The sequence below is a fragment of the Marinobacter suaedae genome, assembly GCF_030519635.1.
GTDB classification, from domain to species: Bacteria; Pseudomonadota; Gammaproteobacteria; order Pseudomonadales; family Oleiphilaceae; genus Marinobacter; species Marinobacter suaedae.
Window position 1 is genome coordinate 67,389 of sequence record NZ_JAUMIS010000001.1, and the last position, 18,329, is coordinate 85,717.

Below are 18,329 nucleotides of genomic sequence, written 5' to 3' on the forward strand. Positions count from 1 at the left end.
GTCAGAACGCGTGCCCGGCTACCCAGAGATGCTGGTAATCCATGCCGGCGGAATCCAGAGAACGTTTGACGGCCTGCAAATCCCTGGCCTCGAAAATACACACGAAGCGTTTGCCATCAGACGAGACATAGGTGCCCTTTCGGGTGACGTCGTTCACCTCAAAGCAGGCTTCCGCCTTGGCTCGCATGGCGTTGAGGTATTCCTCGGTGGCCGGTTCTTCTTGTTGGCGCTCCAAAACAATCGTTTCCATGTTTCTTCCCCGTGCTGAAGGATGCCAATCGCACATCGGCCGAGCGTGAGAACGCTAACTTATTGTTATTTATGTATTCAGAAGATCTGCAAGATCGAAACAAAAAGATTGTGCGTTTTTTGATCAAATTTCAACGCTTATTCACACGTTTCTGCACATGGTGCTTCGCGATACTGAACTCGCAAACAAACAACGCCCCACCGGGGCACTCGCACGAAGGAGCACTATCATGAACACCACAACCCCAAAACTGGTTATCGTCAATTCCCGCGGCCTGGACGACGAGCGCGCCACCGTGGCCTTCACCATCGCCAATGCCGGCATTGCATCCGGTCAGGAAGTCACCATGTTCCTGGTCAGTTCAGGCGTCGACCTGGTGAGAAAAGGCGCCGTGGATTTTGTTCGCATGAACCCGCTGGATCCCCCGCTGAAAGAGCTGATGGAAGATTTCATGTCCCGTGGCGGCCAGATCTGGGCTTGTCCTCCCTGTGCCAAGGTACGGGGCTATGATCCGGACAGCCTGATTGATGGTGTTGAGATCACCGGTTCACCGTCATTGCACGCCAAGATTCTGGAGGGGGCCAACACCCTTTGCTTGTGATCCCGGCCTGGCTATCAGGGTGGTGTCCCTTGGCCGCCACCCTGAGCCTCCGGAAACCAACCAACGAGGAGAGTCACCATGCTCGATAACCTGGTCTATCTCGATTACAACGCCTCAACTCCGGTGGATGAACGGGTGCTGCAAGGCATGATGCCTTTTTTTACCCAGCGGTATGGTAATGCCTCCAGCAAATCCCATTGCATGGGCTGGGACGCCAGTTCGGCGGTTGAACAGGCACGCCTGCAGGTGCTGACACTCATTGGTGCCAAAAGCCCGGACGAAATCATCTTTACCTCCGGCGCCACGGAGTCCAACAACCTCGCTATTCGAGGTGTATTGGAGGCGGTCAATGGAAAGCATGTGATCACCTCCGCCATTGAGCACCCCTGCGTTCTGAATTTGTGCCAGTCCCTCAAGCCTATGGGTGTGCAGCACACATCCATCCGACCGGACAAAAGCGGCGTTATCTCACCGGCGGCGGTCGAAGCGGCAATACGGCCCGATACGGCGCTGATCTCGGTCATGGCCGTGAACCATGAAATCGGCACCATCCAACCCATCCGAGAAATCGCCGAGGTTGCCAAACGTCACGGCATTCTCTTTCACGTGGATGCAGCACAAGGGGCAGGAAAAGTTCCCCTGAACGTCCATAAAGACGGAATCGACCTGTTGTCGATCTCCGCCCACAAAATCTATGGACCCAAAGGTGTCGGCGCACTGTACCGCCGGAAAACACCGAAAGAGACGCCCATCAATCCGCAAATGATTGGCGGTGGCCAGGAGCGCGGGATTCGTTCCGGGACGCTGAATGTTCCAGGCATCGTCGGGCTTGGTCTGGCCTGCCACCACGCAGGCGCCGAGATGGCGCACAACCAGGCCATCATTCACGGGCTTCGTGAGCGATTCCTGAACAGGGTCCGTGCAGAAACAGACCAGTTTCATATTCATGGCTGCATGGAGCGCCGTGTAGCGGGCAATCTGAACATAGCCTTTGGCGAAGTCCCCGCAGAGAAACTGATCAACGCACTGAAAACCATTGCGGTGTCTGGCGGTTCTGCCTGCTCATCCGGCCAGAGCAAAGGATCCCCTGTCCTAAGAGCCATGGGGTACGACCAAACCGAGGCAACCCGGGCCGTACGCATGAGCTTCAGCCACCTGACCACCGAAAAAGAAGTCGATATCGCCAGCCGCATCATATTGGACAATGCCTTCCGGCTGGGACTTGAGCAATCGCGTGCACACTGTGCGTGAGGGACAAGGGCCTTCGCCATGACCGTTGCACCTCCCCGCTAAATTGACCTGGCTCAACTCAAGTGAATACTTTACGGGAAAGCCTCCTTTCCCGTTACCCAATGTGACTTGTGACAATTTTTAACATTTATGTTTGGCGTTCAATAACCGGCGATAAAAACAAGGAGGCAACATCATGACGAACAAGGACACCTCACGCGTCGCGCTTGTTACCGGAGGGACCCGGGGTATTGGCGAAGCTATTTGCATGGTTCTTCGGGAAGCCGGCTATCAGGTCGTAACCACCTATCGGAATCCGGAACGCAAACCTCAGGCGCAGGAGTGGCAGCAGAGACAGGCCGCCGCTGGCATCGAGATTGACCTGATCCAGATGGATGTTTCCAGCCCGAAAAGTTGTGAACAGGGCGCCCGGGAAATTCTTGAGCGCTATGGCCGGCTGGACGTTCTGGTCAATAACGCCGGAATTACCCGCGATGCCGTCATGAAAAAAATGTCGCTGGACGCCTGGCAGGAAGTCATCCACACCAACCTGGACAGTGTGTTCAACGTCACCCGCTGTTTCCTGGAAACCTTGCTGGAACAGAAGTACGGACGCATCGTGAACATCTCGTCCATCAACGGCCAGAAGGGACAATTCGGTCAGGTGAACTATTCCGCCGCCAAGGCCGGTGTGCATGGATTCACTATGGCGCTGGCCCAGGAAACTGCACGCAAGGGCATCACGGTGAATACGGTCTCCCCGGGCTATGTGGATACCGACATGGTCATGGCCATCGACGAAGGCGTCCGGGAAAAACTACAGGCCCAGATTCCGGTCGGTCGATTCGGTGAGCCCCGGGAAATTGCCCGACTGGTCGAATTCCTGGCTGATGAACAGTCGTCGTTTATCACCGGCGCCAACTTTCCCATTAACGGTGGCATGTTCATGCACTGAACGAACCCCGCCGGTTTTCGATAGACCCCGGCCAGCCCGGGTTCCCGATCCCCCCAACAGAAGGACTTGAACTATGTTTACCGACACATTCAAATTTTCCGCCGAGCCGGTCACTCGCCTGAACAAGCTGGTGATGGATACCTGTGAAAACCTGGTCGATGCCCAGATTGCCAGCCTGCGCGGCTACATGGGGTTGCTGGAGGACCAGGCCAAATCCGCCACGGCGATCCGCGACTTTGACGGCGTAAAGGGCTTCGTTGAAGAGCAGCCCCAGCGTTTCAGCCAGCTGGTCGAACGGCTGACTGAAGACTTCAAACAGCTGTCCGGGGTCGCTGAAGGCTTCCGCAAAGAAGCAGGCCAGTTGTTCCAGCCCGACGACAAACCTGAAGCCGGCGGCACGCCCGCCACCCCGGCCAAGCAGGCGACCGCCAGCACAAAGAAATCTGCGGCTTCCGGCCACTGATGTGATTCTCCGGGTCTGACCGGTGGCCAACGGACTGCCGCCGGTCGGACGGAACCCGAATACTGAGGACAACCATGGAATTCCTGACCCGGTTCGCGAAAGACTACGTGAGGCACGCCTCCGCCCTGATGAAACAGTCACAGGAGATGGTCGCCAGGGGACTCAACCCGGCGAAGACGCTCACCCCGGACAATTCGTTTGTGATGGACGTGACCTCCAGCCTGACCGCAGCCTTTCGCGAAGCCGTCATTGACCCCAGCAAAGTGATGCAGGACAACAGCCAGCTGGCATTTCGCTACTGGCAACTGACGCAAAATGTCGCTCTGAATCTGCTGCGCCAACCGGTTGATCCGGTGATCGCGCCCGAGCGCAGCGACCATCGTTTTGATGACGAAGCCTGGACCCGCAACCCCCTGTATTACGCCATTGCCCAGATGTATCTGATCAATTCCGAATACCTGGAAAAACTGACAGACGATCTGGATGGCCTGACCGACGACAACCGTCGGCAACTCAACTTCATGATGCGGCAGTTCATCAGCGCGTTGGCCCCCACCAACTTTTTCATCACCAACCCGGAGGCGGTGCGAAAGTGCCGGGAGACCTGGGGCCTGAGTGTGGTGAAAGGCCTTGAGAACTTCTATCGGGATATCATGCGAAGCCGGCAGTTGCTGAACGTTTCCATGACCGATGACCAGGCGTTCGAAGTGGGCACTAACATCGCCACGACACCAGGCGACGTGGTGTACGAGAACCGGCTGTTCCAGTTGATCCAGTATCAGCCGACCACCGAGAAGGTGCACCAGACACCCTTGCTGATCGTGCCGCCATTCATCAACAAGTACTACATCCTGGATCTGACACCCGAGAATTCGCTGGTACGCTGGCTGGTAAGCCAGGGCCACACGGTATTCATCATGTCCTGGGTAAACCCGGACGAAAGCTATCGGGAAACCACCTTCGAGGACTATGTTCAGGAAGGTGTTCTGGACGCCATGGGCGCCGTGGAAGCGGCGACCGGAGAGCGCGAACTGAACACCATTGGCTACTGCGTGGGTGGCACCTTGCTGGCCACCGCTCTTGCCCACCTGAAGAAAACCGGCGACAACCGGGTCAAATCCTCTACCTTCTTCGCCACCCTGCTGGATTTCGAAGACCCGGGCGAAATCGGTGTTTACCTGAACAGCGCGACCGTAAAGGCGCTGGAGAACTACATTGAAAAGATCGGCTACTACGATGGCCGGTTTATCGCGCTCAGTTTCTCCTCCCTCAAGGAAAACAGCCTGATCTGGTCGTACTTCGTGAACAACTACCTGAAGGGAGAGCCTCCCCTGCCCTTCGACCTGCTGTACTGGAATTCCGATTCCACCAACCTCCCCGCAGCCATGTACAAGTACTACCTGCGGGAAATGTACGTGAATAACAAACTCCGGGAACCCAACGCGCTGACCATTGCGGATACGCCGATTGATCTGTCCAGTATCGACACGCCGGCCATGTTTATCTCAGCGCAGCAGGATCACATCGCACTCTGGAAATCCACCTATGCCGGCTACCAATTGTTTTCCGGTGAGAAGCGGTTCCTGCTCGGCCAGTCCGGGCACATTGCAGGCATCGTCAACCCGCCGGAGCCGGGCAAGTACGGTTACTACATGAATGACACCGAGGCGGACACCCCGGAGAACTGGTTTGACGGAACCAGCCACCACGAAGGCTCCTGGTGGCCAAACTGGCAGGACTGGGTAAGTAAATTCCAGGGCAAGGAAGTGGAGGCCAGAATTCCCGGTGACCAGGAACTGGATGTGATTGAATCCGCACCCGGGCGCTATGTGAAAAAGCGCATCTTCTGACCCGCAATGGATTTTCACAACAGAGCCCGATTCACACATGCGCAGTGAATCGGGCTCTTTCGGTCAGGCTCGGGCCTGGATGCCCTCCGGCGCCACATAGCCAAAACGTTTTCGATACTGCTCCATCGTGCATCCAGCCGTACGTTTGAACAGCCGCCGAAAGGAGCTGGCATCTTCGTAGCCAACCTGCCAGATAATCTGAGACGTCTGTTCGCGACTGGATTCGAGCAGGTGTTTCGCTGCCTCAACCCGAAGATGCTGCAGATAGTTCAGCGGCGTTTCCCCCGTCGCCTCCTTGAAGCGGCGCTTGAACGTCCGCGCACCCAGTGCAGCGACCTCAGCGACATGGTCGATCACGACCGGCTCGGCATAATGCTCCTCAAGCCAGTGCTGTGCCTTCACAACCGCCGGATCATTGTGTGCCTTGCTGCCGTAGAAACTCATATAAGGCGTTTGTTCCATCCGGCGGCCGTCGAGCACCAGCAGCTTGCTGCAGGCCAGTGCAATGGCTGGCGACGCCAGGCGCTCCACCAGGTAGAGGCACAGATCGATAAAGGCCGATGCACCACCGGCACACACCACCTGACCGTTATCGACCAGTATCTGTTCCTCTTCCAGCCGTAGATCGGGATAACGCGCTCTGAACACAGGTGCCACTCGCCAGTGGGTCGTGGCCACCTGACCATCCAGCAAACCCGCTTCTGCCAGAACAAAGCTGCCGGTACAGACACTGGCCAGCAAGGCGCCACGCTCTGCAGCCCCCCTGAGCCAGGAATTCAACGGGCGGACTGTCTCCAGATAGCTGTCAATCCGGGCTGATGCGCCAATAGCCTCAACTCCCGAGCCAATGACGACGACATCCGGCTCGAACGATTCCCGTTCCATGGTGGGCACCACCAAAGCACCATTAAAGGCGCGCACTGGCTTGTCATCCAGAGTGACGATCTGGCAGTCAAACAGAGGGTCACCACCGGCCCGAAAGGATCCATCACAGAAACTCGCAGTGGCAAAAAAATCCATCACGCCATGAATCCCGGACGCATGGCAGCGAGGCAGTGCAACAACGGCAACTTTCTTCATGACCATGTCCTTTTTCGCACCTTATATGTCAAATATGACACTACTGAATCCCTGCGGCAAGGAATAATCTGATTCTGTCATCTCAGACGGCCACACGGCCTAATTGACGGAGGCTACAACCATGACCATTCAAATCAGCAACCAGCCGGACGTGACTACCAGTGCCGCCCGGCACTACCCCAAATCACGGGGTTTCCAGCACGACGCGTTGGCCCTCGGGCTTCAGTTGTACTCCAAAATCTCCACGCAGGGCGCGGAGCACCTCATCGACAGCATGGCATTTACGCCACATCGCCTGCCGCTGCCCATCCGATACGAGGACCTGTTGGATCAGGCAGACAGCCACACACAGCTGCACCATGGCACCAACATCCTGCCCATATACAGCTGGGGAGACGGACCGACAATCCTCGGCGTGCACGGCTGGTCCGGTTCTGGCATCCAGTTTGGCGCCTATGTAGAACCGCTGGTTCAAGCGGGCTACCGCGTTGTGCTGTATGACGCCCCGGCACATGGCCGGGCTCAGGGCGAGCGGACAGACGTGTACGAAATGACCGAGGTATTGACTAAAGTAGGCCACCATTTTGGCCCTGTTTCAGGCATCATCGCCCACTCGTTAGGCTGCCTTGCCACTGGTCGGGCCCTGGCCGATGGCCTGGAGGCTGAGCGAGTGGTGATGCTTGCGCCACCCGCCACACTTTCCGAGGTTGTGGATCAGTTTGGCGCCCAGATGGGCCTGACAGACAGCGCCCTTGCCAGTCACCGTCGGCGCATGGAAATGAGATTTGGCGACGATGTGTGGAGCAGGCTGGCACTGGAGGATCTGGCAGCCGACCTGGAACAACTCGGACTGGTGGTTATCGACGAAGACGACCAGTCAGTGCCCGCATCCCAGAGTCACAGGGTTCACCAAAACTGGGAGGGGGCCGAACTCCTGAAAACCAACGGGCTGGGCCACAACGATCTGCTATGGAACCCGAACGTGGTGGAGGCGGTGACCAGCCACCTGACCAGGCAATGACGGCGCAGGCCGGAAACGATCACCAACCCCTTGCCGCGGCCAAAAACCGCGGCTTTTTTTTGTATCATCCCTTACGCAACTGGCCGCTGTCGATCATCTGCTGGAACATTTCTTCCATGGATTCCTTCATGGAGCGGTAAGACAAGCCCAGTTCACGAACGCCCTTGCTGTTATCTGCTTTCCAGGGTAAATCCACGTTACGGGAAATCATCCGCCGGCTGGTGCCTTTGGTAACCAGCGGGCCAACCAGCCAGACCAGCCACTTGGGCAGGGCCTTGCGGGGGATTGGATAACGGTCACCGTATTTCTCCAGCAGAGTGCTGGCCAACTCCACCAGATCGGTGTTGTGGCCCGATACGATATACCGCCCGCTGGCTTCTGGGGTGAAGCCTGCCTGGAAGTGAGCTTCGGCCACATCTCTTACGTCAACGACGCCCAAGCCAAAGCGCGGTGCCCCCGGCTTGGTGGACCCATCGCCCATCTGTTTCACGATATTGAAGCTCTCTGAGGTCGCCCGGGGGTTAATGCCCGGACCAATGACCAAAGCAGGGTTGATGGTGACAAGGTCCCAGCGATCCTGCCCCTCGGCAATACGCCAGGCTTCTTTCTCGGCAACGGTTTTCGAATAGGCGTAGGGCTGGTGGTTCACCGACGAGCTGGTATTCCAGACCGATTCGGTCAGTATTCCTCCAGGCAACGACTGCAAATCCGAGTTATCCCCGAAAATGGCGACAACGCTGCTGGTAACGATCACGCGTTTCACACTGTCGACTCGATTCGCTTCCTCCAGCACATTGCGGGTTCCCTGCAGAGCCGGATCCACCAGATCCTTTTGTGGGTCCTTTACATCCAGAGTAAATGGCGATGCGGTGTGGTACACCAGCTCACAGCCCTGCATGGCTTCCGCGTAGCTGCCCTCTTCCAAAAGATCGGCCTTGAAATACCGGATGGTTCCCGGAGCATCCTCCGCCAGCTGGTTCAGATACTGGAGTTTGTCCGAAGCACCGGGATCACGCACCGCCGCGTGAACGGTCAAGCCTTCGTCAAGCAGACGCTTTACCAGCCAACCGGCCACATAGCCTGTGGCGCCGGTAACCAGGACGGGAGCACTTCGGTCAATCGTTGTCATTCCTGTGTTCCTTTCATAGACGTTGAGCAAATGATTGCAGTGTACCGGATGCAGCGACAGAAAATCCCTTCGGGTCACTGTTTTAACATTCTGCCACCCTGCCCTTTTTACTCAGCAATCGCCTGACCGGTTGCCCTGTTCAGAGCATTCGCAACCACCATTCGGGTGTTGACCAGTGCACTGAGAACGTCCGACGGGCGAAGCCCGAGTGTCGTCCGAAACGTGTGAGAAAAATGAGCGGAGTCAGTAAATCCGGCCTGGATTGCCGCCTCGGTGAGAGAACAACCGCCAGCGACATTGATGGCCGTGACAAATAACCGATGCCACTGACGATACCGCCGAATCGGTACCCCAACCTGTTGACGGAACAGCTGCACCAACCGGGGCACCGACAGGTTAACGGCCTGGGCAAGCTCCTCCACAGACCGATTTTCAGCGACGGATTCACGAATCAAGTCGACGACGATGGCCACACGGGAATCCACTTCCGGATAGTTCTCATCCTTGGGGTTGATCACAGACTCAAGTCGTTGATAACTGCTGACCTCGTCCGGTTCCTCTTCCAGCATGCGGATCAGAAGCTCGCGAAGCTGCCGCTCCCTGCGGAAACCACAATAGTAGCCCGACTGGAATGCCGTCATCTGCGGTAGCAAAAGGCCATAATCCTGACCCAGCGCATCCAGGTAGCAGGTCCCAACCCGACCATCCCCCGGGTCTATATCGGCTGTTTCGCCGGGGCGAAGAAGCAGGCTGGTGCACTCAACCACAGACGCCATATCGGGTTTACTGACACGAAAGGGACTATCAAGGCTGACCATCAGGGACGCGGACGCCTGACTGAACTGAACCGGCTGTTCCAGCCGCCCGACATGGACTGTTCGGCGCGGCCAGAGATACAACACGGCTTTTGGTACTGTTTTTTCCACGGAGCGCCCCGGTCATACAAAACCCGGATCACGCCATGAAGTGGAGCATCAGGTGGCGGTATGTCCAGACCTGGACAGCGGCCGGGCATTTTTGTTGTTTTGATCAGTGTGATCGATTCTACGTAAAGATGGCCTGATCGCCACCTGCCACCAAGGCCATTTCGTGTCCCGGAGCGCGTTTTGGGACAAAGGTATCAATTCTTACAAGTCCCCGGAAAAGACCTCCCCTAAGGTATGGCCTGAAGATGGATTCTGGGCCTTCCCAGCCCCGCTGTAGCCATCCTGCAGTAATAAGAACAATCACAGTAAGTTGCATCAGCAGCCATAACAACATCAATAACAAGGGAAAGACATGAGAACGCTCTTCCTCGCGGCCCTGGCGGCCGTCTGTCTCTGTACCACCTTGCCGGCACAGGCCGGTTTCTTCAGTTCATGGTTCGACCGGAACGAGGCGAAAACCAAGCACCCCATCGTTCTGATCCCCGGTATTTTCGCTTTCGACACCATTGCCGGTATTGATTACTGGTATCGGATTCCCGCCGTTCTTGAATCCGAAGGTGCCACCGTATTCGTGCCCAAAGTGAACGCCTTCGACAGCTCCGCCATGCGCGGAGAAAGTCTGATTGAACAGCTTGACGAAATCCGCGCGGCCTCCGGCGGACGCATCGGCAAGTTCAACCTGATAGGCCACAGTCAGGGCGGCGTGACTGCACGTTATGTGATGAATGTGAGGCCGGATCTGGTTGCCTCAGTAACCACTCTGCACTCCCCCCACAAGGGCTCTCCCGTTGCTGACCTGGTCACCGGTGTCGTGCCCGAGAGCACCCTCCGCGGTGTGGCGTTTGAGGTGTTTGCCAATGCGGTGGGGGACCTCGTCAATCTGTTGTCCAACAACAAACGGGACGACTCAGACATCTACGCCATGCTGGGCGAATTCAACAAGGCAGGAACGGCTGCATTCAACCGCCAATTCCCCGCCGGTGTTCCCACCACCGAATGCGGCGAAGGCCCCTCCCGAGTCACGATCAATGGTCGGACCATCCGCCTGTATTCATGGAGCGGAACCTCGCCGTTCACCACCGGCATTGACCTGTCCGATGCACTGTTCACCACCACCAGCCTGGCGGTTCCCGGACCCAGTGACGGCATTACCCCCCGTTGCTCAAGCCACTTCGGTAAGGTCATCAAGGACAATTACCGCATGAACCATATCGACGTGAACAACCACGTGTTTGGTTTGGTATCCCTGCTTGAGACCCGCCCGACAGCGCTGTTCAAAAACCACGCAAAACGACTCAAGAAAGCCGGACTGTAAGGTAAGTGACCCCGTGCGTTCGTTCAGGGCGCACGGGGCAGGGATTGAACCATGAAAAAACAGATTGCCCTGCTCGTATCGCTGTTTGCTCTGACCCTGTTCATTGGTGGCTGGCTAACCCTGCCGCCAGGCAACGCAGACAATGTACTGTCAAATCCCGTACAACAAGATTCGGAACGTTATTCGGCAGTTTCACCGGTCGCGGAAGCGCCTGAAACAGAGTTACCTTCCGAGGACTTGCCTTCACTGCCCGACGAATTGGCGGAAACACTCAGCTTCGTAACCCTCGTCGTTGATAGCGATGGCAACCTGGTACCCACCCCGGACCTTCGACAGCTTTTCGACATGTACCTGTCCGCTTTGGACGAGCATCCCCAGGAACAAGTTCTGGGTTGGCTGGAGCAAGCTCTTTCCACTCAATTGGCAGGCCATGAGCGAGCGCTCGAGCAGGCTCGCGACCTGCTGGATCGATATATTCAATATCGGCTTGCCGCTGGCGAACTGGCTGAAAACAGTCAGCCGTCGCTAACGCACGAGGGCTTTAACCTGGAAGTCCTGCGTTACCGGCAGCAACAGCTTCTGGCATTGAGAAGCAACCACTTCGAGCCGGCTGAAGCCGAGGCGTTCTTCAAACTGGAAGAGGTTCAGGACCGATATACGCTCGAATACCTCTCGGTTTCCCATAATGAGAACCTCAGTCACGAAGCAAAACAGCAGGCACTCGCCGCTCTCGATCAAACATTACCGGAAGAAATTCGGGAACTCCGCCAGCGCACCACGAGGCATGCCGATGTCTACGAGCAGGTGAAATCACTCAGGGAAGAAGGCGCGAGCGCGGCAGAAGTCTATCAGGCACGGGCACAGGCGCTGGGCGATGACGCCGCTGCCAACCTGGCGGAACTGGATAAGCAACGGGCAGGCTGGAAAAGACGCTTGCAAGAATTCTCCGAACAAAAGGCACAAATCCTGAATCGGGGACTGCCGGAAAACGCTGAGGCAAGAGCCATCGCCCAGATTATCGAGCGGGACTTTTCCGGCACTGAACGGCTGCGGGTTCAGGCGCTGGCTCCCGAGCTATAGCAAAGGAGCACAGTGCCAGTAACCGTTCACGGTGTGACGATATTGAATCGCCCCTCTGGTTTGTCTAACAGGCTGAAGAACCGCATCAGATCCAGCTTGCTTCCCTCAAAACTGATCTCCTCACTGAATAACAGCTCCTTAAGGCCTGCGTTGCCGACCAGTATGTCGACAAACATCGGTCGCGTAACGCTCAAACCGGCATCCGCCGGTGTGCCGGCATCTACTGGTCGGTTATGCAGCACCGAATTCTGCAGGGTCAGCAGGTAGCTCTGCTCAAGATCGGTGAAGGTCACTTTGATCGTTAAATGCTCGCCTTCCGCCTCTTCTGCATTCAGGTTTACCGCCATGCTTTCAAAGAAATTCGACACCGGGGTGTGTATCAGGACTTCCCTCATCATCGCGGGATTCAGCCCTTCTTCGGGGGCGCCGTGGCGAAGCTCGAAAGCTCCAGAGAGATAAAAATCCCGCCAGGGAGCAGACTCAGCCTGATACCCCAACTGGTCATAAACCTTCGCCAAGAGTTCCCTGGCCTCGCCGTTATCCGGAGCAGCAAACACCAGGTGATTGAGCAGCTCCGCCAACCAGCGGTATGTGTCCCGACCATCGGCCGCGTCCATCTCAGCCGCTGAAGCAAACTGTTGCCGGGCTTTTTCCAGAACAGCCTCAGCTCCGCCCATCATTTCGATGTAACGCCTGGCCACATCCGGCTCAGGCAATGGATTGAGACGGGATGGGTTGGCGGTGAACCACCCCATATAATTCTGATACACCGCTTTCGCGTTGTGAGAAACCGTGCCGTAGTAGCCCTGGTTGTGGAAGTCCTCATTCAACGAGGGAGGTAGACGCAGCTGTTCGGCAATCTCGTTAGGCGTCTTGCCCTGGTTCATCAACCGAACCGTCTGGTCGTGGATGAACTTGTAGGTATCCCGCTGCTTAATCAGGAAATCGTCAATATTATCCTGCCCCCACGTTGGCCAGTGGTGGCTGCCAAAGTACACGTCGGCATCGGAAAAGCGGGTTCGTGCCTCCTCGATAAACCCACTCCAGATCCGGGCATCACGAACCTTGGCGCCTCGAAGGGTATACAGGTTATGCATGTTCCGACTGACCAGCTCTGCTCCACAAAAAGCGTTCTGTTCAGGCAGGTAGAACGTAAACTCAGCAGGCGCCTCGGAACCGGATACCACCTGGAACTGCATGGGGACACCATCAACGGTCAGCTCCGTACCAGTCTCCCGAATCAGGTCCGTCGGAGCTGCAAACCCGAAGGTACCAAATGCCGGCGACTTGCCCAGCCCTGTACCAACATGCCCACGTTCCCCACGCTCAAGACGTTTGCCGTACATGAACATGGCGCGGCGACTCATCGATGGTCCGGCGATGATGTTTTCGCTGGTCGCTTCCTCTTCAAACCCGGCAGGCGCAATGATCCTGAGCGTGGCCAACTCATCTTCCGACAGATGCTGGAGAATGCCCTGAACGCCACCAAAGTGGTCAATGTGACTGTGTGTGAACAGAATTGCGCGAACCGGCTTTTCGCCCAGATGTTCACGGATGAACTGAAAGGCTCTGTCGGTGGTTTCTTTTGCAGTTAACGGGTCTACCAGAATCCAGCCAGTCTCACCTGCAATAATGGACATATTGGCCAGGTCGTATCCCCGGATCTGATAAATCCCTTCAGTGACCTCAAAGAGCCCATGAATGTTGTTCAATGCCGCCTGGCGCCAAAGGCTTGGATTCACCGAACCGGGCGCGTTCTCACCGTCACTATCTACAAAGGCATAGTCGGACATGTTCCAGACTTCACCGCCATTCTGGTGGTGAATCAGAAGCTCTGGCTCCTGCGCGATTAAACCCCGGCGGGCATTCTCAAAATCATCACGATTACCAAATGGGCGCAGGTCAAGAACCTGCTCGTTTGCCTTGCGAGTCGAAGCCGTAGGCGGAGTGTGCCCTGATGCGCTGACTTCGGTGGCGTTATCAGGGCTGGAATCGCAACCTGATATTGCCAGTGTGATGCTTAAAACAGGGATGACGAAAAAACGGTGAAATTGGCGCATGGAGGTTCCAACTTGCTTGTTTTTATTAGCAATAAGCCGAACAGTCTACCGATCCTCACGGGGCGGCGAAAGGCGACGTAACAGATAGCAGAACTGCGTATGCCAGCTTCCCGCGACCGATCCGTTGCTATACGATACGCCACCTTCACAATTTGTCCGCTTGTCGCGCCAGGTACCCATGTCTACGAATGCCTTATACACCGACTTGTCGGGCTACTACGACCTGATGTGTGCAGATATCGATTACCAGGCCCAAAGCATCAGCGTAAACAGACTCAACAAGCTGTTCGGTAACGCAGGCACCCGCCACCTTGATCTTGCCTGCGGAACTGGCCCTCATATTCGCCGCTTTATCGATTTGGGCTATACCTGTCATGGATTGGACATCAACCAGCCCATGCTGGATCTGGCCCTTCAGCGCTGTCCGGAAGCCCTGTTTGCCCGACAGGACATGAGCAACTTTCACTTCGATCAGCCGTTCGACCTGATTACCTGTTTCCTGTACTCGGTCCATTACAGTGATGGATTGGAAGGGCTAAAAGCCTGTATTCGAAGCGTCCAGAACGCGCTGAGCCGAGACGGTGTTTTCTGCTTCAATGCGGTCGACAAAACCAGGATCGACAACACCCGCTTTGTCGGCCACAGCACCACCCATAACGACAGCACATTTGTCTTCCGGTCCGGTTGGCATTACGAGGGCTCAGGCGACCGGCAATCGCTGAAACTCAGTATCCAAAGAACGACAGGCGGGGTGACTCAATCGTGGCAGGACGAACACGCCATGGTTGCCTTGAGTTTTGGGGATTTCAGAGAGCTGCTGGCTCCCTACTTCGAGGTGCATGTCTTCGAACATGACTATGAGCGGATCGTTCCGTGGGATGGGAATTCGGGCAATGCGCTGTTTGTTTGCGTGAAAACCTGAGTGGATGCTCTGTCAAGTGCCGACGACCAATAAGGCCGCCGGCCGACATCCGAATCAGTCCAAAAATCCCTTAATAATGGCCGTCGTCCTCAACGGCTGTTTTTCAGGGAAGAAATGACCGGCTAGCGGGACGACTTCCAGGGTCGCGCCGGGAATCGCGTTCACCACGTCCTGGGTGTGGGCAAAACTGATTATTTCGTCCTCTCCGACCACCACTAACGTGGGCGAATTGATGCTGCCAAGCGGTTCCAGGCAGTTATCTGGATTCATACTTTCCAGATAACAGGGCGTAGTCCACAGGTCATACATTTTGTCCTGAAAGACCGTCCATTGCGGTTCTGGATTTTTTACTTCGTATGCAGCCCGGTAGGTCAGATCAATGAAATCCTTGAACAGATGCTCGCTGTTCAACAGAGACTGAAATACGGGGTTATAAACATTTCCGCCGAAAGCCGCACCAAACAAAATAAGTTGATCGACCTTGTGCGGATGGTGAGCAGCAATATCAGCGGCGATAACAGCACCATCGCTCCACCCTGCGAAGTGTGCGTTCTTAATTCTCAATTTATTCATCAAGGCCAGCACATCTGCGGCCATCAGTTGGTAGGTTATGGGACCACTGCCATCGGTTGAGCGACCGTGCCCCCGGCTATCGATTTTGATGACCCGATAACGAAACAAAAGTGACAGAGTGTGGGGATCCCACATGTCTGAATCGCCGAAACCGCCATGTAGCAGGATGAGTGGTTTACCCCAGCCAACGTCTTCGTAATATAAATTGATGCCATTCACGTTTGCCGACTCGGCGCGACTGAACGCACTCGCCAGCATAGCGACTATTAAAACAACCATTCTGAGCTTGTGTTGTTGCTTCACGTCTGTATTTCCCCTTCGTTGAACGATTTATTTTTTATTGATTATCCGAACACAACGCTAATACCCGCCAACCGCCAGACTCTGGAACAGGTATCAGAGATCGAATGTCAGAAGGCCGAAAAATCGGGGCTTTCCGATTAATGCAAGGGATAAAGAGATACTGCGGAATAAAGGAATCAACGCCAGGGCCAATTCCCTTATCTCTAGAAAAGCAGCATGGTCGGGGAATGCAACAGAGAAACCTGAAAACTGGTGACTGTTCGGCAGAAAACGATGGAATGCCAGAGCCACCGAGAAGTCTTTTGAGCCCCCGTTCACGGCCCGGCTATTCCCGCCTCTCCAAGCACTTATATTTAATTATTGCGTGCTGGCATCCCTGCTATCTTTATCTCAGGTATTGGAGTGAGGAGTAATACCGAATGCTTGGCCAAACAATTACAACAACGGAATTGTCATTTCACTGATTCCAAAGAAGGCTACACAAAATCAGGGATGACAGCTCCAACAAAAGGAATTGCTACATGCTTAGAACGTATGTCTGGCGCTCACTACCTGTGATCGCTCTTTCCGCAACATTAACGACCCATGCGCTAGCCGACGAGCAGCACGTTGCCGACGGTGATAAAGCAGACAATAAGCACTTGCTTCACGATACCCCCCTGCCCGACGGGCATGTGCCTGCCAACGTCAACTACGGTTTCACCGTAATCGGCCGCGACACACTCGCCGGGATTTCCAGCGGGCTTTATACCGATGTCTGGGCCCATGACGGATACGCTTACGTCGGTACATTCGAGGAGCCGACGTGCGACCGTTCCGGCGTGTTTATTTCAGACATCCGCGATCCGTCCAACCCGGTGAAGATCGGCATGATCAAGTCACCACCGCAAACCCGGGTGAACGACGTCAAAGTCACGCCAGTGGGCGACCGGGATGTGCTGATCTTTACGCTCGAACCCTGTGGCCCTCTCAACGGCAACAGCAGCAAACAACTGGGCCAGTCCGGCATCTCGCTCTGGGACGTCACCAACCCAGCCAGGCCTCACGCAATCAAACAGAATTTTCTGGATTTCCCGGTCCACAATACCTTTCCGTGGACCACAGCCAACGGCGAGACCTACCTGCTGGTTGTTGACGATGTCAACATAAACGACCTGCATATCGTTGACATGACCAAGCCCCAGTCGCCCAAGCTGATCACCACTACCGGCATCGGGACCTGGCTGGACACAAACCCTGAGATTGCCAATGACGAACAGTTATTCATGGGTACCTTCGCCGCTCCGTTGCTCCACGACGTTTGGGTGAATGACATGGACCCGGGCCCCGGCGAAAACTGGCAGGCCGTACTGCCATACTGGGATGCGGGTTTTATCACACTGGACGTAAATGACCCTTACAACCCGGTATTTCTCGGCGATTCCACCTATCCCGATCCTGATCCCGTGCACGGAATCTCGCCACCGGAGGGAAATGCTCATGCGGCCGTCTTTGGTGGCCCGAACTTTGATAAGATTTTTGCCGGCGACGAAGACTTTGATTCACTTTTCACCGCAGTCATTACCGGTTCTGACTCATACCCAGCCAGCCAGGGCAGCGATGTACCGCAGATCGGCCCAGGTGCCGACATTGAGGTTCTGGAAGCTCAGACAGCATTTGTAGGCCAGGCCTGTGGTGGGTCGCTGACACCCGCTGCGGACGTGGGTGCGGGCATTGCTCTTGTTGAACGGGGCGGATGTACCTTTAGCCTGAAAGCCCAAACCGCAGAGGCTGCGGGATACGACGCAGTCGTCGTCTTTAACTCTGACGCGCCCGGCAACTGTGACGCCTCAGTTTCAATGCTGGTTGAAGCCGGCATCCCTGCGTTGTTCGTGCCACGCTCCTCGGGCTTTGCGATCCTTGGCATCGACGGTTACGATCCTGAACAGTGCCCCGGAGGCACGAATCCGGATCTGCCCGCCGCCGATACGCTGGGTCAGTTCGCCACTCTGGGGGCCGTGTTTGATGGCTGGGGTTATCTCCATACCCTGAATAACACCTCAACCCGGGTGACCGTACCCCTCGGCATGGGCGGCGACACGGTGACCGTGGATTACCTGGGTGAAATGGGCTACTACGCTCCGGCGGAAGTCACCAACCCGGCACTGGCTGCCGGCGCTGGCGACTTGACCATGCACAACCTGGAGATTGACCCAACCAACCCGGATCGTACGTTCATCAGCTGGTACTCCCTGGGCATGCGCGCGGTCGAATGGCGCCCGGGCCACCTGCACAGCAACAGCAATGGCGAAGGCGTGGTTTCCTGGAACATGCATGAAGTCGGACGTTTCATCGCTGGCGAGGAATACGGCGAGGCAGCCGGTTCCAACTTCTGGGGTGTTCACGTGACCGAAATTGATGGTGAGCAGTACATTCTCGGTACCGACCGCAACACCGGACTGTGGATCTTCCAGTGGTCCTGTGAAGACGCCACCGATGTCCTCTACTGCAATGGGCCAGTAACGCCTTAAACTGTGACGATACCCGGGTGGCGAATGCTGCCCGGGTTATTCCCACCTGACAGCAACCCTC

The 18,329-nt window shown here is 56.0% G+C and carries 16 protein-coding genes; 10 read left to right on the plus strand and 6 right to left on the minus strand.

The features are described from left to right. Position 1: 1 nt before the first annotated feature. Positions 2-250: a nickel-binding protein gene (locus QVZ43_RS00305; protein WP_223793794.1), complete on the minus strand. Its 249-nt coding sequence runs from the start codon at positions 248-250 to the stop codon at positions 2-4. A gap of 229 nt (positions 251-479) precedes the next feature. Here QVZ43_RS00305 and QVZ43_RS00310 point away from each other — a divergent pair, with 229 nt between their 5' ends. The 5 genes from QVZ43_RS00310 to phaC all read left to right on the plus strand — a co-directional run bounded on the left by QVZ43_RS00310 (position 480) and on the right by phaC (position 5,349). Beyond that, the gene (locus QVZ43_RS00310; protein WP_302908416.1) at positions 480-851 is read left to right on the plus strand and encodes a DsrE family protein; all 372 of its coding nucleotides are present in this window, start codon (positions 480-482) and stop codon (positions 849-851) included. A gap of 78 nt (positions 852-929) precedes the next feature. After that, positions 930-2,102, plus strand: coding sequence for a cysteine desulfurase family protein (locus tag QVZ43_RS00315; protein ID WP_302908417.1), 1,173 nt, complete (start codon positions 930-932; stop codon positions 2,100-2,102). A 175-nt stretch (positions 2,103-2,277) separates the two neighbouring features. Then, complete coding sequence (gene phbB, locus QVZ43_RS00320) at positions 2,278-3,036, plus strand: acetoacetyl-CoA reductase (RefSeq protein WP_302908418.1); 759 nt, start codon at positions 2,278-2,280, stop codon at positions 3,034-3,036. A 73-nt stretch (positions 3,037-3,109) separates the two neighbouring features. Then, a complete protein-coding gene (locus QVZ43_RS00325; RefSeq protein WP_302908419.1) occupies positions 3,110-3,499 on the plus strand; it encodes a phasin family protein in 390 nt (129 codons plus the stop codon). Positions 3,500-3,573: 74 nt separating this feature from the next. Continuing rightward, on the plus strand, positions 3,574-5,349 hold the full coding sequence (gene phaC, locus QVZ43_RS00330) for a class I poly(R)-hydroxyalkanoic acid synthase (protein WP_302908420.1): 1,776 nt from the start codon (positions 3,574-3,576) through the stop codon (positions 5,347-5,349). A gap of 63 nt (positions 5,350-5,412) precedes the next feature. On the opposite strand, the gene QVZ43_RS00335 is transcribed toward phaC, so the two are convergent. Then, positions 5,413-6,429 (minus strand): GlxA family transcriptional regulator, encoded by a 1,017-nt coding sequence (locus QVZ43_RS00335; protein ID WP_302908421.1) that lies wholly within the window; start codon positions 6,427-6,429, stop codon positions 5,413-5,415. Between the two features lie 121 nt (positions 6,430-6,550). On the opposite strand from QVZ43_RS00335, the gene QVZ43_RS00340 reads away from it, so the two are divergent. Then, positions 6,551-7,450 carry an alpha/beta fold hydrolase gene (locus tag QVZ43_RS00340; RefSeq protein ID WP_302908422.1) on the plus strand — a complete coding sequence of 300 codons (900 nt, stop codon included), beginning with the start codon at positions 6,551-6,553 and terminating at the stop codon, positions 7,448-7,450. 64 nt (positions 7,451-7,514) lie between these two features. On the opposite strand, the gene QVZ43_RS00345 is transcribed toward QVZ43_RS00340, so the two are convergent. Beyond that, on the minus strand, positions 7,515-8,579 hold the full coding sequence (locus QVZ43_RS00345; RefSeq protein ID WP_302908423.1) for an NAD-dependent epimerase/dehydratase family protein: 1,065 nt from the start codon (positions 8,577-8,579) through the stop codon (positions 7,515-7,517). A 107-nt stretch (positions 8,580-8,686) separates the two neighbouring features. After that, positions 8,687-9,505, minus strand: a complete 819-nt coding sequence (locus tag QVZ43_RS00350) for a helix-turn-helix domain-containing protein (RefSeq protein WP_302908424.1) — start codon at positions 9,503-9,505, stop codon at positions 8,687-8,689. Positions 9,506-9,857: 352 nt separating this feature from the next. Between QVZ43_RS00350 and QVZ43_RS00355 the strand changes: the two genes are divergently transcribed. Together QVZ43_RS00355 and QVZ43_RS00360 are read left to right on the plus strand one after the other, a co-directional pair. Next, positions 9,858-10,820: a lipase family alpha/beta hydrolase gene (locus QVZ43_RS00355; protein WP_302908425.1), complete on the plus strand. Its 963-nt coding sequence runs from the start codon at positions 9,858-9,860 to the stop codon at positions 10,818-10,820. A gap of 51 nt (positions 10,821-10,871) precedes the next feature. Continuing rightward, positions 10,872-11,900, plus strand: a complete 1,029-nt coding sequence (locus QVZ43_RS00360; RefSeq protein ID WP_302908426.1) for a lipase secretion chaperone — start codon at positions 10,872-10,874, stop codon at positions 11,898-11,900. 26 nt (positions 11,901-11,926) lie between these two features. Here the strand turns inward: QVZ43_RS00360 and QVZ43_RS00365 are convergent, their stop codons facing one another. Beyond that, positions 11,927-13,960 (minus strand): alkyl/aryl-sulfatase, encoded by a 2,034-nt coding sequence (locus tag QVZ43_RS00365; RefSeq protein ID WP_302908427.1) that lies wholly within the window; start codon positions 13,958-13,960, stop codon positions 11,927-11,929. A 178-nt stretch (positions 13,961-14,138) separates the two neighbouring features. Here QVZ43_RS00365 and QVZ43_RS00370 point away from each other — a divergent pair, with 178 nt between their 5' ends. Then, on the plus strand, positions 14,139-14,882 hold the full coding sequence (locus QVZ43_RS00370; protein WP_302908428.1) for a class I SAM-dependent DNA methyltransferase: 744 nt from the start codon (positions 14,139-14,141) through the stop codon (positions 14,880-14,882). A 54-nt stretch (positions 14,883-14,936) separates the two neighbouring features. Here the strand turns inward: QVZ43_RS00370 and QVZ43_RS00375 are convergent, their stop codons facing one another. Then, the gene (locus QVZ43_RS00375; protein WP_302908429.1) at positions 14,937-15,758 is read right to left on the minus strand and encodes an alpha/beta fold hydrolase; all 822 of its coding nucleotides are present in this window, start codon (positions 15,756-15,758) and stop codon (positions 14,937-14,939) included. Between the two features lie 521 nt (positions 15,759-16,279). Between QVZ43_RS00375 and QVZ43_RS00380 the strand changes: the two genes are divergently transcribed. Further along, entirely contained in the window at positions 16,280-18,268 is a 1,989-nt protein-coding gene (locus tag QVZ43_RS00380) for a PA domain-containing protein (protein WP_302908430.1), read from the plus strand. The last annotated feature ends 61 nt before the right edge of the window (positions 18,269-18,329 follow it).

Bases quoted from the DNA above. Each gene is read 5' to 3' on its own strand.
- QVZ43_RS00305 (WP_223793794.1), bottom strand. From the start codon at position 250: ATGGAAACGATTGTTTTGGAGCGCCAACAAGAAGAACCGGCCACCGAG.
- QVZ43_RS00310 (WP_302908416.1), top strand. From the start codon at position 480: ATGAACACCACAACCCCAAAACTGGTTATCGTCAATTCCCGCGGCCTG.
- QVZ43_RS00315 (WP_302908417.1), top strand. From the start codon at position 930: ATGCTCGATAACCTGGTCTATCTCGATTACAACGCCTCAACTCCGGTG.
- phbB (WP_302908418.1), top strand. From the start codon at position 2,278: ATGACGAACAAGGACACCTCACGCGTCGCGCTTGTTACCGGAGGGACC.
- QVZ43_RS00325 (WP_302908419.1), top strand. From the start codon at position 3,110: ATGTTTACCGACACATTCAAATTTTCCGCCGAGCCGGTCACTCGCCTG.
- phaC (WP_302908420.1), top strand. From the start codon at position 3,574: ATGGAATTCCTGACCCGGTTCGCGAAAGACTACGTGAGGCACGCCTCC.
- QVZ43_RS00335 (WP_302908421.1), bottom strand. From the start codon at position 6,429: ATGAAGAAAGTTGCCGTTGTTGCACTGCCTCGCTGCCATGCGTCCGGG.
- QVZ43_RS00340 (WP_302908422.1), top strand. From the start codon at position 6,551: ATGACCATTCAAATCAGCAACCAGCCGGACGTGACTACCAGTGCCGCC.
- QVZ43_RS00345 (WP_302908423.1), bottom strand. From the start codon at position 8,579: ATGACAACGATTGACCGAAGTGCTCCCGTCCTGGTTACCGGCGCCACA.
- QVZ43_RS00355 (WP_302908425.1), top strand. From the start codon at position 9,858: ATGAGAACGCTCTTCCTCGCGGCCCTGGCGGCCGTCTGTCTCTGTACC.
- QVZ43_RS00360 (WP_302908426.1), top strand. From the start codon at position 10,872: ATGAAAAAACAGATTGCCCTGCTCGTATCGCTGTTTGCTCTGACCCTG.
- QVZ43_RS00365 (WP_302908427.1), bottom strand. From the start codon at position 13,960: ATGCGCCAATTTCACCGTTTTTTCGTCATCCCTGTTTTAAGCATCACA.
- QVZ43_RS00370 (WP_302908428.1), top strand. From the start codon at position 14,139: ATGTCTACGAATGCCTTATACACCGACTTGTCGGGCTACTACGACCTG.
- QVZ43_RS00380 (WP_302908430.1), top strand. From the start codon at position 16,280: ATGCTTAGAACGTATGTCTGGCGCTCACTACCTGTGATCGCTCTTTCC.